Source organism: Pseudomonas sp. 2848 (genome assembly GCF_003253945.1).
In the GTDB taxonomy this organism is placed as follows: domain Bacteria; phylum Pseudomonadota; class Gammaproteobacteria; order Pseudomonadales; family Pseudomonadaceae; genus Aquipseudomonas.
The window spans coordinates 397,803-413,704 of the sequence record NZ_QKZD01000005.1 but is presented as its reverse complement, the minus strand read 5'-3'; the positions used below and the strand labels follow the sequence as shown (position 1 = coordinate 413,704).

13 protein-coding genes are annotated in these 15,902 nt (G+C 64.3%); 8 read left to right on the top strand and 5 right to left on the bottom strand.

The annotated features are described in order from the left end of the window. The first annotated feature begins 91 nt into the window (after window positions 1-91). Window positions 92-1,495, top strand: a complete 1,404-nt coding sequence (locus DFS21_RS13060; protein ID WP_110699691.1) for a cytosine permease — start codon at window positions 92-94, stop codon at window positions 1,493-1,495. Window positions 1,496-1,582: 87 nt separating this feature from the next. Here the strand turns inward: DFS21_RS13060 and DFS21_RS13055 are convergent, their stop codons facing one another. The 3 genes from DFS21_RS13055 to DFS21_RS13045 form a co-directional block, all read right to left on the bottom strand. After that, window positions 1,583-3,205, bottom strand: coding sequence for a methyl-accepting chemotaxis protein (locus DFS21_RS13055; RefSeq protein WP_110699689.1), 1,623 nt, complete (start codon window positions 3,203-3,205; stop codon window positions 1,583-1,585). 170 nt (window positions 3,206-3,375) lie between these two features. Next, on the bottom strand, window positions 3,376-4,959 hold the full coding sequence (locus DFS21_RS13050; protein ID WP_371926832.1) for a methyl-accepting chemotaxis protein: 1,584 nt from the start codon (window positions 4,957-4,959) through the stop codon (window positions 3,376-3,378). A gap of 292 nt (window positions 4,960-5,251) precedes the next feature. Then, complete coding sequence (locus DFS21_RS13045) at window positions 5,252-6,454, bottom strand: NAD(P)/FAD-dependent oxidoreductase (RefSeq protein ID WP_111532455.1); 1,203 nt, start codon at window positions 6,452-6,454, stop codon at window positions 5,252-5,254. Between the two features lie 268 nt (window positions 6,455-6,722). Here DFS21_RS13045 and DFS21_RS13040 point away from each other — a divergent pair, with 268 nt between their 5' ends. From DFS21_RS13040 to DFS21_RS13030, 3 genes are all read left to right on the top strand, one after another. Continuing rightward, entirely contained in the window at window positions 6,723-7,265 is a 543-nt protein-coding gene (locus DFS21_RS13040; protein WP_046855245.1) for an Rrf2 family transcriptional regulator, read from the top strand. A gap of 135 nt (window positions 7,266-7,400) precedes the next feature. Continuing rightward, complete coding sequence (locus tag DFS21_RS13035) at window positions 7,401-8,306, top strand: LysR family transcriptional regulator (RefSeq protein WP_046855246.1); 906 nt, start codon at window positions 7,401-7,403, stop codon at window positions 8,304-8,306. A 207-nt stretch (window positions 8,307-8,513) separates the two neighbouring features. Then, the gene (locus DFS21_RS13030; protein ID WP_110699681.1) at window positions 8,514-8,801 is read left to right on the top strand and encodes a DUF1652 domain-containing protein; all 288 of its coding nucleotides are present in this window, start codon (window positions 8,514-8,516) and stop codon (window positions 8,799-8,801) included. Here DFS21_RS13030 and DFS21_RS13025 read toward each other — a convergent pair. After that, window positions 8,776-9,063, bottom strand: a complete 288-nt coding sequence (locus tag DFS21_RS13025) for a hypothetical protein (RefSeq protein ID WP_102682381.1) — start codon at window positions 9,061-9,063, stop codon at window positions 8,776-8,778. The two genes, DFS21_RS13030 and DFS21_RS13025, sit on opposite strands and share 26 nt — an antisense overlap. 144 nt (window positions 9,064-9,207) lie before the next feature. Continuing rightward, on the bottom strand, window positions 9,208-9,558 hold the full coding sequence (locus DFS21_RS13020; protein ID WP_110699677.1) for a response regulator: 351 nt from the start codon (window positions 9,556-9,558) through the stop codon (window positions 9,208-9,210). 254 nt (window positions 9,559-9,812) lie between these two features. On the opposite strand from DFS21_RS13020, the gene DFS21_RS13015 reads away from it, so the two are divergent. From DFS21_RS13015 to DFS21_RS13000, 4 genes are read left to right on the top strand one after another with little or no spacing between them, the layout of a single operon-like run. After that, window positions 9,813-13,283 carry a response regulator gene (locus tag DFS21_RS13015; protein WP_110699674.1) on the top strand — a complete coding sequence of 1,157 codons (3,471 nt, stop codon included), beginning with the start codon at window positions 9,813-9,815 and terminating at the stop codon, window positions 13,281-13,283. Window positions 13,284-13,287: 4 nt separating this feature from the next. Continuing rightward, entirely contained in the window at window positions 13,288-14,109 is an 822-nt protein-coding gene (locus DFS21_RS13010; RefSeq protein ID WP_111532454.1) for a protein-glutamate O-methyltransferase CheR, read from the top strand. Next, window positions 14,106-14,681: a chemotaxis protein CheB gene (locus DFS21_RS13005; protein ID WP_111532453.1), complete on the top strand. Its 576-nt coding sequence runs from the start codon at window positions 14,106-14,108 to the stop codon at window positions 14,679-14,681. The genes DFS21_RS13010 and DFS21_RS13005 overlap by 4 nt, the downstream gene beginning before the upstream one ends. Then, a complete protein-coding gene (locus DFS21_RS13000) occupies window positions 14,675-15,901 on the top strand; it encodes a hybrid sensor histidine kinase/response regulator (protein WP_102682386.1) in 1,227 nt (408 codons plus the stop codon). Before DFS21_RS13005 ends, DFS21_RS13000 begins: the two co-directional genes overlap by 7 nt. The last annotated feature ends 1 nt before the right edge of the window (window position 15,902 follow it).

The window sequence follows — 15,902 nt, the reverse complement described above, 5'->3', positions numbered from 1 at the left end:
CTCTTGGAATACCATAATATGGTCTTCAGCTGAGAGGCCGCCCCGAGCGGTTTCCATACAACGATAAAAACGACCTTTCGAGCTGAATCCTATGTCCCAACCGTCGTCGCAACACCATCTCGTCGAGCAACACACGGTCGATTACGTGCCACCGTCCGAGCGCCATGGGAAGGCGCGCGACCTTTTCACCCTGTGGTTCAGCACCAACATCGCGCCGCTGCCGATCGTCACCGGTGCCATGGTGGTCCAAGTGTTCCACCTGAACTTGCTGTGGGGGCTGCTGGCCATCGTGCTGGGGCATCTGCTGGGCGGGGTGGTGATCGCCCTGGCCTCGGCGCAGGGGCCGCAGTTGGGCATTCCGCAGATGGTGCAGAGCCGCGGCCAGTTCGGGCGCTATGGTGCGCTGCTGATCGTGTTCTTCACCGCATTGATCTACGTCGGTTTCTTCATTTCCAACATCGTCCTGGCCGGCAAGTCGATCCACGGCATCGCCCCTGGCGTGCCGATGCCCGGCGCTATCGTCATCGGCGCCCTGAGCGCCACCGCCATCGGGGTGATCGGCTACCGCTTCATCCATACGCTGAACCGCGTCGGCACCTGGGTGATGGGCTCGGCGTTGCTGGCGGGTTTCATCATGATGTTCGCCCAGGAACTGCCGGGCGACTTCTTCAGCCGCGGCGCGTTCAACCTGTCCGGCTTCATCGCCACGGTGTCGCTGGGCATCATCTGGCAAATCAGTTTTTCGCCCTATACCTCGGACTACTCGCGCTACCTGCCCCGTGAAGTCGGCATCGCCAAGCCGTTCTGGGCCACCTACCTCGGGGCCACGCTGGGTACCATCCTGTGCTTCAGCTTCGGTGCGGTGGCGGTGCTGTGCGTGCCGCAAGGCACCGATGCCATGGTGGCGGTCAAGCAGGCCACCGGTTGGCTGGGCCCGGTGCTGATGGTGCTGTTCCTGCTCAACATCATCAGCCACAACGCCCTCAACCTCTACGGTGCGGTGTTGTCGATCGTCACCGCGATCCAGACCTTCGCCGCCCATTGGACGCCGAGCATCAAGCTGCGGGTGCTCCTGGCGGGGGTGATCCTGGTGGGTTGCGGTCTGGTGGCGCTGAACGCCTCGGCGGACTTCATCGGGCAGTTCATCGGGCTGATCCTGGCGCTGTTGCTGGTGCTGGTGCCGTGGGCGTCGATCAACCTGGTGGACTTCTACCTGATCAAGCGCGGCGAGTACGACATTGCTTCGATCTTCCGTGCCGACGGCGGCATCTACGGGCGTTTCAACCACCACGCGATCATCGCCTATGCCTGCGGCATCCTCGTGCAGCTGCCGTTCGCCAATACGTCGCTGTATGTCGGGCCGTACTCGAACATCGTAGAAGGGGCGGATCTGTCGTGGCTGTTCGGGCTGTTGGTGACAGTGCCGCTGTATTACTGCCTGGCGACGCGGGCTCAGCCGGAAAAGGCGCAGCGGGTGGTCGGCGTCAAATCCTGAGATCCGCGCCAAACTGATCGCGGGGCATGCCAGATCCTGCGCAACCCTTGCCGGAACGGGTGTGCCCCGCGATGTTCGTCAGGCCGTTCAGACTTTGAACTGCGCGACCAGCCCATTGAGCTCCAGCGCCAGCTGCGACAGGTCCTGGGCCGATGCGCTGGTCTGGTTGGCCCCGGTGGTCGTCTGCATTGCCAGCTCGCGGATATTCACCAGGTTGCGGTCCACTTCCCGGGCCACCTGCGCCTGCTCCTCGGTGGCGCTGGCGATCACCAGGTTACGCTGGTTGATCGAGGTGATGGTCCGCGAGATGACCTCCAGAGCCTGACCGGCCGACTGCGCCACCTCCAAGGTGCCGCTGGCGCGGCCCTGGCTGCTGTGCATGGCGCTGACCGCCCGCTCGGTGCCGATCTGGATGCCGCCGATCATCTGCTCGATCTCCGCGGTGGACTGCTGGGTACGGTGAGCCAGTGCGCGTACCTCGTCGGCGACCACGGCAAAGCCACGGCCTGCCTCGCCAGCTCGGGCGGCCTCGATGGCGGCATTGAGCGCCAGCAGGTTGGTCTGGCCGGCGATGGCGCCGATCACATCCAGTACGCGGGTAATGTCGTTGGCGCTGTTGGCCAGCTGTTCGATCTCTGCGGCGGTGCCAGTGACGTCATCGACCAGGTGCTGGATCGAGGCGAGGGCCTGGTTGACCTGGTCTCGGCCGTCACGGGTGGTCTGGTCCGCACCCTGCGAAGCTTCGGCAGTGCTCACGGCGTTGCTGGCCACCTCCTCGACGGCGCTGGTCATCTGGTTGACCGCAGTGGCGGCCTGGTCGATCTCGGTGCTCTGCTGCAGCAAGCCACGGCTGGTGTCCTCGGTGACGCTGTGCAGCTCCTCCGAGGCCGAGGCCAGGCGGTTGGAGGACGCGGCGATCTTGCCAATAGTGTCGCGCAGGCTTTGCTGCATGCGGCGCAGGGCGTGCAGCAGCAACGCCGGTTCGTCCTGGCCAACGACCACGATCTCGTGGGTAAGGTCGCCAAGGGCAACGCGCTCGGCCACTATAACGGCCTCCGCCAGAGGCGTAACGACACTGCGGGTGAACAACAAGGCGATGGTGACCAGCACCAGCGTGATCAGCAACAGCGCAATGACGATGACGCGCAAGGCATCGTCTCCAACATCGCTGCTGTGCTGCGAGGCGGCGTGCGCACCTTTGTAGTTGAATTCGACCAGTGTCGTCAGCGCTTCCATCATATGGTCCGCCCGCTGGACCAGCGGGCCGCTGATCAGTTGCTTGGCTTGCGTCATGCGGCCTTCACTGATGCTCGCGAGTACCTGGAGCTGCAGGTCGGTGTATTGCTTGCGCGCCACGATGAAGGTATTGAACAGGTTGCGATCCTGCGGGCCATCGATGGTCAGCTCGTAGGCGTCCAGGCTGTTGCGCAACGCATCTTCAATGCTGTTGAGCAAGTGGATGCTCGCCCCCTCGCCGCTATTGTCCTCGAGGGCGGCACGCAGTGTGGCCGCACGCTCCTGGGCAAGGCTGGCACTGATTCCGTTGAGCGCGATCATGGCCGGTAGCCAGTTGACACGGATTTCATCCGTGGCACTGTCCATACGTTGCGTTTCGTACACGACGACCCCTCCCATGGACAAAATGAGAACAGCCAGGGTGGTGAAAAAGCAGCCAGCCCTTTTGCCGATTTTCATGTTTCTAAGCAGCATGGATATTCCTTGACGTGAGAAAAATTTGTACGTCAAGAGCATGGTGGAGCGGCGACTTACGGAGTAGTCGCCCGATACCACAAGGTACTGCGAGTTTTTCCGACTTTTTGTCCGCGTGAATTGTGATGTGACGGGGGCGCAGGGCTGCGCCCCACACTACTCTGGACGGTTCAGACCTTGAACTGCGCCACCATCCCATTCAGCTCCACCGCCAGGCGTGAAAGGTCCTGGGCCGCCGCGCTGGTCTGGTTGGCGCCAGCCGAAGTCTGCATTGCCAGGTCGCGGATGTTCACCAGGTTGCGGTCCACTTCCCGCGCCACCTGGGCCTGCTGCTCAGAGGCCGTGGCGATCACCAGGTTGCGCTGGTTGATCGTGGCGATTGCCTCGGCGATCAGCTCCAGGGCCTGGCCGGCCGATTGCGCCACTTCAAGGGTGCCGCCGGCGCGGCCCTGGCTGCGGTGCATGGCGCTGACCGCACGCTCGGTGCCGGTCTGGATGCCGTCGATCATCTGCTCGATTTCCGCCGTGGACTGCTGAGTGCGGTGGGCCAGGGCGCGCACTTCGTCGGCGACCACGGCGAAGCCGCGGCCCGCCTCGCCGGCACGGGCGGCCTCGATGGCGGCGTTGAGGGCCAGCAGGTTGGTCTGGCCGGCGATCGAACCGATCACGTCAAGCACCTGGCTGATCTGGTTGGCGTGGCTGGCCAACTGCTCGATTTCCTCGGCGGTGCCGGTCACGTCATCGACCAGGTGCTGGATCGAGGCCAGTGCCTGGTTGACCTGGTCGCGACCATCGCGGGTGGTGCGGTCGGCGCCCTGGGAGGCATCGGCGGTGCTCACGGCGTTGCTGGCCACTTCTTCGACGGCGGCGGTCATCTGGTTGACCGCGGTGGCGGCCTGGTCGATCTCGGCACTTTGCTGGTGCAGGCCGCGGCTGGTGTCCTCGGTGACCGTGTGCAGTTCCTCGGAGGCCGAGGCCAACTGGTCGGAGGAGGCGGCGATCCGCCGCAAGGTGTCGCGCAGGCTGTGCTGCATGCGGCTCAGGGCGCGCAGCAGCAAGGCCGGCTCGTCGCGGCCGAGCACGGTTATCTCGCGGGTCAGGTCGCCGGTGGCGACGCGCTCGGCCACGGCGACGGCGTCGGCCAGCGGGACGATGATGCTGCGGGTGAGGAGGGTGGCGATGCCGACCAGCGCGAGCTGGATCACGGCGATGGCGCCGATGATCAGGGCAAAGGCTTCGTCGGAGGCCGCGCTGCTGCGCTGCGAGGCCTGCTCGGCGCCCTGGGTGTTGTAGGCGATCAGTTCGCCCAGGGCCTTCATCATGCTGTCGGCGTACTCGGCCAGCGGGCCGTTGACCAGGCGACGGGCTTCGTCCAGCTGATCGTTGCCGGCGGCGTTGCGAATGGCTTTCTGCAGGCCGTGGTAACGCTCGCTAAGACCGATGAAGGCATCGAACAGGGCGCGGTCGTCGGCTTCGATGATGGTGCGCTCGTAGGCCTTGAGGTCGCTTTCGAGCTGCTGGTTGACCTGGACGATCTTGTCCAGGGTGGCGTGGCGGGCGCTGCTGCTGTCCTCCAGGACACTGCGCAAGGTGAGGGCACGGGCTCGGCCCAAGTTGCTGCTGACCTCGCCCAGGGCGAGTACCGCGGGCATCCAGGTGATGCGGATTTCGTCGGTGGCGCTGTCCATCCTGCGGGTTTCGTAGAGGGCGACCAGGCCCATGGCCAGGACCAGGATCCCGAGCAGGGTGAACATTCCTGCTGCCCGAATGCCGATCTTAACGTTCCGTAACTGCATGCGACGCTCCTTGACGGTGGCTGCAGGCGTCAAGAGCGCGGACGGACCGGGCTCGGCTGGTAGGGCTCTCGATGCACTGCGAAAGGGGTTATATCCTCACGGTTCATGTTGTTTTTTCCGAATGATGACACAGTGCCACTATTATTGACCAGTCGTTCAATGAAAGCCCGCCCCCCTTGGTATGCCGTCACTTGCTGACTGCATGCCTCCATTCCGTCGCAAAAAGGGCCGCAGAGCGGCCCTTTCTTGATCATGCAACGATCGGGATCAATGGGTCGGCAGCCGCCAGCGCCTGGGCGCGATCCGCTGCCGGGGGGTAGATCCACACCGTGTTGATCTGGCGCTTGAGGTGCTTGCCGTCCTCGCCCTGCAGGTGCAGTTCGCGTTCCCAGCCTTCGCTGTAGGCCGCGCCCCATTCGCCCAGGTCCAGGCAGGTGACGTACTTGGGCTGGCGATAGATCACCGGCTCCACGCCCAGCAGGTCGGCCATGGCGTTGTTGCCCGAATGGCGGCCCATGGGAATGGCGTGCTGGCAGGTCATCAGCGCGTGGTTGCCCAGGTCGTCGACCGCGGCGCGGGCGACATCGCCGGTGGCGTAGATGTAGTCCTGGCCAACGACTTTCAGGTGACCGTCGACTTTCAGGCGGCCCAGGCCGTCACGCTCGCCCGCGACCTGGGCGGTCAACGGGCTGGCCTTGACCCCCACGGTCCAGATCACGGTCTTGCTGGCGATGTATTCGCCGTTGTCCAGGGTCACGCCCCCCGCATCCACCGCCACCACCGAGGTGCCAGTCAGCCATTGCACGCCGGCCTGCTCGCTGGCGCTGACGATGGCCGGGGTGATCCCGGCGCCGAGCGCGGCACCGATGCTGGCGCCACGGTCGATCAGCACCACGCGGGCCTGGCCTTCGCCGAGGATGGCGCGCAGCCGGGATGGCAGCTCGGTGGCCGTTTCGATACCGGTGAAGCCACCGCCGCACACTACCACGGTGTTGCGCGCCGGGGAGGCCGGCAGGCTGGCCAGGCTGTGCAGGTGCTGCTCCAGGCGAGTGGCCGACTCCATCTGGTCGACATCGAAGGTGTGCTCGGCCAGGCCCGGGACGGCGGGGCGGGCCACCTGGCTGCCGGCGGCGAGGATCAGGCGATCGTAGGCGAGCTGGTGCGGGCGGCTGTCGGCATCGCGATAACCGACCTGGCGGGCGTCGCTGTCGATGGTGTCGACGGTGCCGTGGATGAACTCCACCCCCACCACGTCGAACAGTGCCTCCAATGGCGCCTGCAAGCTGTGCACGTCGGCTTCGTAGAAGCGTGGGCGGATCCGCAATTGCGGCTGCGGGGCCAGCACACTGATGCGCACGTCGCCGCGCTGGGCCTGGTCGAGCAGGCGGGCGGCGCTCAGGGCGCTCCAGACACCGGCAAAGCCGGCACCGATGATCAGGATACGAGAGGTCATGAAGGTGCTCCGCAAGGTAGGAAAGGGCTTCGACGAAGCATGTGCTGCTTGTCGAATAACTGCGACTGTATTGGTCGTAGTTTAATCCGGCAAGTGTTTTTTACGCATCGGGTTGTTCGCCAACCGCCATGAAACGCGCAGATACCTTGTGTTTACTGGCGTAAAGCGCGGTCTTGATCGGCCAGTGCGACGACGGGCGGCTACGCCCGGCTTTGCTTGCCAGCGCTGAAGGGCGTACTATTTGCGACAAAGTCAGTCGGAGATTCATATGTCCCTCTACAGTGCAGGCGTCGAGTACGGCATCCACTGCCTGCTGTTCCTGGTGGACGAGCGTGGCGACAGCCGCGAGTCCAGCGTGCGCGACCTGGCCGAGCTGCAGGGGGTGCCCCAGGAGTACCTGGCCAAGGTCTTCACCAAGCTCGCCCGGGCCGGGCTGGTCGCCGCGACCGAAGGCGTGCGCGGCGGGTTTCGCCTGGCGCGGCCTTCCGACGAAATCACCGTGCTGGATATCGTCACGGCCATCGATGGGCCGAAGAAGCTCTTCGATTGCCGGGAGATCCGCGAGCGCTGCGCGGTGTTCGAAGGTTCGGCGCCAGGCTGGGCGACCGAGGGCACCTGTGCGATCCACGCGGTGATGCTGGGGGCGCAGAAACGCATGGAGGAGGCGCTGGCCCAACAGACCATCCTCGACCTGGCGCGGCGGTTCGGGCGCAAGGCGCCGGCCGAGTTCGGGCAGAAGGTCAATGACTGGATGAGCGAGCGACGCGACGGCAAGGGCAGCGCTGGCGATATTCCGTTGCAGGCGGTCTGACCGCCTGGACCACCACGGAAAATGCTGCTCAACCCCCAGGTAAATCCTTGCCTGGGTGATCCGCCCGCGCGCCTCAAGGCGAGGTAAGCTGACAGGAAAATCCCGCGCGCCGCCCACGGCGCCAGAGAGGTCAGCGTGGCTTCCTACACCTTGCGCCAACTGAAGTACTTCGTCACCACCGTGGAGGCCGGCAGCGTCGCCGAGGCCTCGCGCCAGTTGTACATCGCCCAGCCTTCGATCTCCACGGCGATCAAGAGCCTGGAAGAGAGCTTCGGCGTGCAGCTGTTCATACGCCATCACGCCCAGGGCGTGTCACTGACGCCCAGCGGCAAGCGTTTCTACGCCAAGACCCGGTCCCTGTTGCAGATGGCCCACGAGTTCGAGCAGAACGCCCTGGCCGATAACGACACGGTGGCCGGGCAGATCGACATCGGCTGCTTCGAGACCGTGGCGCCGCTGTATTTGCCGCGGCTGATCGCAGGCTTTCGCGAGCGCTACCCAGGGGTGGACATCCGCCTGCGCGACGGCGAGCAACAGGACCTGATCCAGGGGCTGACGGCCGGTACCTTCGACCTGGCGTTTCTCTATGACCATGACCTGGACGGCACCATCGAGACCGAGCCGCTGATGCCGCCACAGAAACCCTATGTGCTGCTGCCGGAAAAGCACCGCTTCGCCGGCCAGGCCCAGGTGTCATTGCGTGACCTGTGCCCCGAACCGATGATCCTGCTCGACGTGGCGCCCAGCCGCACCTACTTCGTCAGCCTGTTCAACGAACTGGGGCTGACGCCGAACATCGTCTTCAGCTCCCCGTCGATCGAGATGGTCCGGGGCATGGTGGGGCAGGGCTTCGGTTTCTCGCTGCTGGTCACCCGGCCGCACTCGGAATTCACCTACGACGGGCAGCGCCTGGTGACGCTGGCGATTGCCGAGCCAGTGACGCTGTCGGGGTTGGCGGCGGCGCACCTCAAGCGTGTGCAACTGACCAAACCGGCGCAGTTGTTCGTGGAGTTCTGCCGTGAGGAACTGGCAAGGATGTAGTGCTGACCGCCCGTCGCCTGCAGTGTGAAGACGACCGAACGTTGCCCGGCCAGCGGTTTCTTCCACTAAGGTGCTAGAGGCATTGAGGCGTTGTCATCACTGGGGCGAATGGACCTGCGCCTCTTCATGGGCAATCTCAATTGGCATCCTGCCCGTCGAGGGCGTACCACACCCAACAGGCCATCCAGTACAAGAGAGGGTCGTACCATGTCGTTGATTGGCGTTTCGATGCTTGAGATGCGGCAGATGATCGAACAGGCCTGCCTGCCCGACCGCTGCGAGGTGAGCTGTGCGGACGGCGAGCACCTCACCATTCGTCTGGGCCAGGGCTCGAGCCTGGACGATTGCCTTACCGTGAGGGACGTGCCGATTGCCAGCCTCAATACCTGCCATGACCTGCTGGGCCTTGTGAGTCGGGTCAAGGCACAACGTGATGCCCCGCCGGCGCCCGCAAAGCGATTGCCTGACGTCATTGCAACTCGAGCAGCAGGTTGATGCCGCCGTCGCCGCATTTGACGTGTTCACGGACCACGCCCCGATAATTGCGCCCCTCCCAGGCGAAGGCGACGCTGTGCGCCTTCTCCACCTTGCCGGGTAACGGCGGTTCAATATGCAGGCGCAGCGCGGGGCGGCCCTGCAGGCTGAGGGCGGCCAACTGGACCTGACACATGGCGCGTTGGGCCACCGGGCCGAACAGGGTATCGCGGACGAAGTCCAGTTCCAGGCAAGCGCAAGGGGCACGACAGGGCATCTTCATGGTGGCTTTCCGACGAGAGAGGCATACCTCGAAGGTTGGAAGCCTAAAGGCGCGAGACGTTCAAATTTATTTCAGTTGGCCTCTGGCATGGGCACGGTCCCTATGGAGCCGGCTTGCCGGCGATGGGCCGCAAGCCTTCAGGGTTCACGGTGCGCCAAGAATCTCCAGCACTTTGTCGCGCAACTGGTCGATGCTGAACGGCTTGCCGATCAGGTGCATGCCTGGGGGCACGTTGAAGCTCTCGGCGTAGCCACTGGCGAACAGCACCGGCAGGTTCGGCCGGCTTTCCCGAGCCTTGGCCGCCAACTTCTCGCCGCGCAGGTCAGGCAACCCCACGTCGGTCATCAACAGCGCCAGCGATTGCGTGGGGTCCTCGATGATCTTGAGGGCCGCGGCAGCGCTGTCGGCCTCGATGGCGGCATAGCCCAGTTCGTCGAGCACTTCGACTATCAGCATGCGAACGATGTCGTCGTCTTCGACTACCAGAAGGTGCATTGTGTGGATCCTGTTTCGATGGATTGTCTCTACTCTGTGCGCGGGGCCTGGGCAGAAGTTCCCAAGCTTAACGGCATGGGCAAATAGATGGAACGATTGCTGCAGACAGGCTTCAAATACTGGCTAAATGCCCTGCCGGTTCCGCAAAAGCTGGTTAGACTCGCTGTATTCGCGGTCGGTCTGGCGCAGGGCAATACTTACACGACGTAGACGCCGGTCTGTTCAATGGACTTATTTCGCTCGGGCACTTTCACATGATTCAAGCAGCCTCGATGGACCAACGCAGTTTTCGCAAACTGCTGAGCCGCAACGTCGGCCTGCCCCTGGGAGTGGGGCTACTGGGCGCCGTGGCCTTTGTCGCGGTGATCTACTACCTGCTTTCGGCCATGCAGTGGGTCGAGCACACCGATCGGGTGATCGGCAATGCCAACGAGACGATCAAGCTGTCGATCGACATGGAAACCGGCATGCGCGGCTATCTGCTGACAGGCGAAGAGCGTTTCCTCGACCCCTATGAAGTGGCAAAGCCACGCATCTTCGGCAGCCTGGACAGCCTGCGGGCAATGGTGGCCGACAACCCTCAGCAAGTCGACCGCATCGACCGCATTGCGGCGCTGCAGCGCGAGTGGAACACCTTCGGCAACGAAGTCATCAGCCAGCGGCGCAGCCAGCAGGGTGATGTGGTGTCGTCGATTGGCCGTGGCCGCGGCAAGCGCCTGACCGACGAGATCCGCAAGGAGTTCGAGACCTTCATCAACACCGAGCAGCAACTGCGCACGACGCGCAACGAGACGGTCAGCACGGTCACCATGACCGCCATCTCGGCGTTCGTGCTGTTCATCGTAGCCCTGAGCGCGTTGCTCGCCTACCTGGGGCGGCGTGACCTGCTGGCCTTGTCGGCCAGTTACGTGGAAAACCTGGAGGCCCAGCAGCGCGCCACCGAGCGCCTCGAACACCAGGCCTGGCTACGGGCCGGGCAGACGCAGTTGTCCGAGCAGGTCCTGGGCCAGCTGACCCTGCCGATGCTGGGCGACAACATCCTGCGTTTTTTTGCCGGCTACCTGGGTAGTGTGGTCGGGGCCCTGTACGTGCGCGACGAGCATGGCAGCCTGGTGCGTGTCGCCAGCTACGGGCTCGATGCCGAACAGCAGGCCCGCGACCCCCGCCTGGGCGATCATGGCAGCCTGCTTGGCCAGGCGGTGATCCAGGGCCGCCTATTGTCCCTGGACAATCTGCCCGAGGATTACTACCGGCTCAGTTCCGGCCTGGGCAGCGGCCTGCCGCGCAGCGGCGTGCTGGTGCCGGCCCGCGAGGACGGACGGATCAATGGCGTGCTGGAGCTGGGGTTCCTGCGCATGTTGCAGACGCGCGACTGCGAGCTACTGGAGCGCGTGGCCGAGAACGTCGGCGTGTCCATCGAAAGCGCCCGCTATCGCCAGCGCCTGCAGGAAGTGCTGGCCGAGACCCAGCAGCTCAACGAAGAACTGCAGGTGCAGCAGGAGGAGCTCAAGACCGCCAACGAGGAGCTCGAGGAGCAGTCGCGGGTGCTCAAGGAATCCCAGGCCCACCTGGAGACCCAGCAGGCCGAACTTGAGCAGACCAATGAGCAACTGGCCGAGCGCACCGAGGCCCTGGACCGCAAGAACAGCGAGCTGAACCAGGCCCAGGTCGAGTTGCAGGCCCGCGCCGACGACCTGCAGCGCTCGAGCAAGTACAAGTCCGAGTTCCTTGCCAACATGTCCCATGAACTGCGCACGCCGCTCAACAGCTCGCTGATCCTGGCCAAGCTGCTGGCCGAGAATGCCGAAGGCAATCTCAGCGAGGAGCAGGTGAAATTCGCCGAGTCGATCTATTCGGCTGGCAACGACTTGCTCAACCTGATCAACGATATTCTCGACATCGCCAAGGTCGAGGCCGGCAAGCTGGAAGTGCGCGCCGAAAGCACCCCGCTGGAGCGCCTGGTCGAAGGCCTGCAGGGCATGTTCCGGCCGTTGGCGCAGGACAAGGGCCTGTCCTTCGCCGTGCAGCTGGAGCAGCCGTTGCCGGCGTCCCTGTTCACCGACCGTCAGCGCCTGGAACAGATTCTCAAGAACCTGCTGTCCAACGCCATCAAGTTCACCGAGCGCGGCCAGGTCAGCCTGCGCATCAGCCACCAGACGGGCCTGGGCATCGTCTTCGCGGTGCGCGACACCGGCATAGGCATTGCCGCCGACCAGCAGCAGGCGATCTTCGGCGCCTTCCACCAGGTCGATGGCACCAGCAACCGGCGCTATGGCGGCACGGGCCTGGGCTTGTCCATCTCCCGTGACCTGGCCCACCTGCTTGGCGGACAGATCAATGTCGACAGCAGCCCGGGGCAGGGCAGCGTGTTCAGCCTGATCTTGCCCGAGCACTTCGAGCCCTCCGCGCAGCAGGTCGAGGTGCACAGCCTTCGCCCGGCGGTCGACGAACTGCCGCCGCCACCGCCAGTGCCGACACCCGTGCGCAGCGAGCGTCCGACCCCGGCCTTTGCCGATGACCGCGAGCGGGCGCCGTTCGGCAACCGCTGCATCCTGGTGATCGAGGACGAGCCGAATTTCGCCCGCATCCTCTTCGACCTGGCCCACGAGCTGGGTTACAGCTGCCTGGTTGCCCATGCCGCCGACGAGGGCTTCGAGCTGGCCGCCCAGTACTTGCCCGACGCTATCCTGCTGGACATGCGCCTGCCTGACCATTCCGGGCTCACCGTGCTGCAGCGCCTGAAGGAGCAGGCCAGTACCCGGCACATTCCGGTGCATATCATTTCGGTCGAGGACCGGGTCGAGGCGGCCATGCACATGGGCGCGGTGGGCTACGCGGTCAAGCCCACCAGCCGCGAGGAGCTCAAGGCAGTGTTCGGTCGCCTGGAGGCCAAGCTGACGCAGAAGCTCAAGCATATCCTGCTGGTGGAGGACGACGACCTGCAGCGCGAGAGCATCGCCCGCCTGATCGGCGACGACGATATCCAGATCACTGCCGTAGCCATGGCCCAGGACGCCCTGGCGCTGCTGCGCGAGAACATCTACGACTGCATGATCATCGACCTCAAGCTGCCCGACATGCTCGGCAATGAGCTGCTCAAGCGCATGACTGCCGAAGACATTCGCAGCTTCCCGCCGGTGATCGTCTACACCGGGCGCAACCTCACCCGCGAGGAGGAGGCCGACCTGCTCAAGTATTCGCGCTCGATCATCATCAAGGGCGCGCGTTCGCCCGAGCGCCTGCTCGACGAGGTGACGCTGTTCCTGCACAAGGTCGAGTCGCAGCTGTCCAACGAACGCCAGCGCATGCTCAAGACCGCCCGCAGCCGCGACAAGGTGTTCGAGGGGCGCAAGATCCTGCTGGTGGACGATGATGTGCGCAATATCTTCGCCCTGACCAGCGCCCTGGAACACAAGGGCGCCATCGTCGAGATCGGGCGCAACGGGCGTGAGGCCATAGAATGCCTGGAAGCCAACGACGACATCGACCTGGTACTGATGGACGTGATGATGCCGGAAATGGACGGCTACGAGGCGACCCGGCTGATCCGCCAGCAACCGCGCTGGCGCAAGCTGCCGATCATCGCCGTGACCGCCAAGGCGATGAAGGACGACCAGCAGCGTTGCCTGCAGGCTGGGGCCAACGACTACCTGGCCAAACCGATCGAGCTGGACCGCCTGTTCTCGCTGATCCGGGTCTGGCTGCCGCAATTGGAGCGAATCTGAAATCTTGACCAGTGAACGCAATACCGATATCGAGATCCGGCTGCTGATCGAGGCGATCTACCTCAAGTACAGCTACGATTTTCGCGATTACTCCGGCGCTTCGATCAAGCGCCGGATCCTCCATGCCGTGCGCCAGTTCGACTGCCGCACGGTATCGTCGTTGCAGGAGCGGGTGCTGCACGACCCGGGCATGTTCCTCGAGCTGCTGCAGTACCTGACGATCCCGGTCAGCGAGATGTTCCGCGACCCCGGGCACTTCCTGGCACTGCGCAACGAAGTGGTGCCGCTGCTGCGCACCTGGCCGTCGCTGAAGATCTGGATCGCCGGTTGCAGCACCGGCGAGGAGGTGTACTCCATGGCCATCCTGCTGCGCGAGGAAGGCCTGCTCGAGCGCACCATCCTCTATGCCACCGACATCAATCCACACTCGTTGGAGCGGGCCAAGCAGGGTATCTACTCGATGCAGAGCATGCGTGAGTACGAAGAGAACTACCGCAAGGCCGGAGGCCGGCGCGACTTTTCCGAGTACTACACCAGCGCCTATGGCAACGCCATCATGGACGCCAGCCTGCGTGACAACGTGACCTTCGCCGATCACAGCCTGGCCACTGACAGCGTGTTCTCCGAGACGCAACTGGTGTCGTGCCGCAATGTGTTGATCTACTTCAACAAGGGCCTGCAGGACCGTGCCCTGGGGCTGTTCCACGAGTCGCTGTGCCACCGCGGTTTCCTGGTGCTGGGCAGCAAGGAGTCGGTGGACTTCTCGGCCTACGGCGAGCGTTTCGAGCCGTTGGTGCGGCCCGAGCGGATCTACCGCAAGACATGAACAGCGTGCGTGCGATTGTCATTGGCGCCTCGGCGGGTGGCGTGTCGGCACTGTTCAGCGTGCTCGGCGCGCTGCCCGACCATTTTGCCATCCCGGTGTTGTGCGTGCTGCACCTGCCCGATGATCGCCACAGCCAGCTGGCCGAGGTGCTGCAACGCCGCCTGCGCCGCCCGGTTCGCGAGGCCTTCGACAAGGCGCGGATAGAGCCGGGGCTGATCTATGTGGCGGGGCCGGGCTATCACCTGTCGGTGGAGCGTGATTGCACCTTGTCGTTGAGCCAGGAGGAACCGGTGCATTTCTCGCGACCGGCCATTGATATTCTTTTCGAGTCGGCCGCCGACGCCTATGGCCCGGAGCTGCTCGGCGTATTGCTCACCGGGGCCAATGAAGACGGTGCCCGAGGGCTTCTGCATATCAGACAAAGCGGTGGCCGGACGGTCGTCCAGGACCCCCGCGAAGCACAGGTCGCGTTGATGCCGGAGGCCGCCCTGGCCCTGCACGACCCGGACCATATTCTTTCCCTGAGTGGTATCGGGCAGTTGCTCGCTACCCTGGAACCCAGCGCATGCTAAGTCACATCACCGCGAAACTGCTGATCGTCGACGACCTGCCGGAAAACCTGCTGGCCCTGGACGCCCTGATCCACGGCGATGACCGCGAGGTGTACCAGGCCCAGTCCGCCGACGAGGCGTTGTCGCTCCTGCTCGAGCACGAGTTCGCCCTGGCCATTCTCGATGTGCAGATGCCGGGCATGAACGGTTTCGAGCTGGCCGAGCTGATGCGCGGCATGGAGAAGACCCGCAACATCCCCATCGTCTTCGTCAGTGCCGCCGGGCGCGAGATGAACTATGCCTTCAAGGGTTACGAGAGCGGGGCGGTGGATTTCTTGCACAAACCACTGGAAACCCTGGCGGTGAAGAGCAAGGTGTCGGTGTTTGTCGACCTGTTCCGTCAGCGCAAGGCGCTGGACCGTCAGTTGCAGGCTTTGGAGCAGGGCCGCCAGGAGCAGGAACTGTTGCTCAACCAGTTGCAGCTGGCCCGTGGCGAGCTGGAGCGGGCGGTGCGCATGCGCGACGACTTCATGTCGATCGTCTCCCATGAGGTGCGTACGCCACTCAACGGGCTGATCCTGGAAACCCAGTTGCGCCGCATGCACCTGTCCCGCGGCAACCTCGCGGCGTTCAGCGAGGACAAGCTCAAGGCCATGGTCGAGCGCGACGAGCGTCAGATCAACAGCCTGATCCGCCTGGTCGAGGACATGCTCGATGTCTCGCGGATTCGCACCGGCAAGCTGTCGATCCGGCCGCGCACCTTCGACCTTGGCCAGCTGGTACGCGGGCTGGTGGAGAACTTCGCCGCCCAGGCCAGCGCGGTGGATACCGTCATCGAGCTGCAGCGTTGCGATGCCTTGCAGGGCGAGTGGGACGAATTCCGGATTGAACAGGTGGTGGCCAACCTGTTGTCCAATGCCTTGCGCTACGGCAATCGCAAGCCTGTGCAGGTGCGGGTGTTCGAAGAGGATGCCATGGCCTGCGTGCAGGTGCAGGACCAGGGTATCGGCATCGATGCGCAGAACCAGCAGCGGATCTTCCAGCAGTTCGAGCGTGTCGCCGCGCAGCAGGCCAGTGGCGGCCTGGGCCTGGGGCTGTACATTTCCGAGCAGATCATCCTCGCCCATGGCGGGCGGATCCAGGTCCACAGCCAGGTTGGAGCAGGGTCGACGTTCACTGTCCAGCTGCCGCTATCGGTGTTGCCGCACGCCTGTGACCAGACCCGGGCAACCTCTGCGTAAA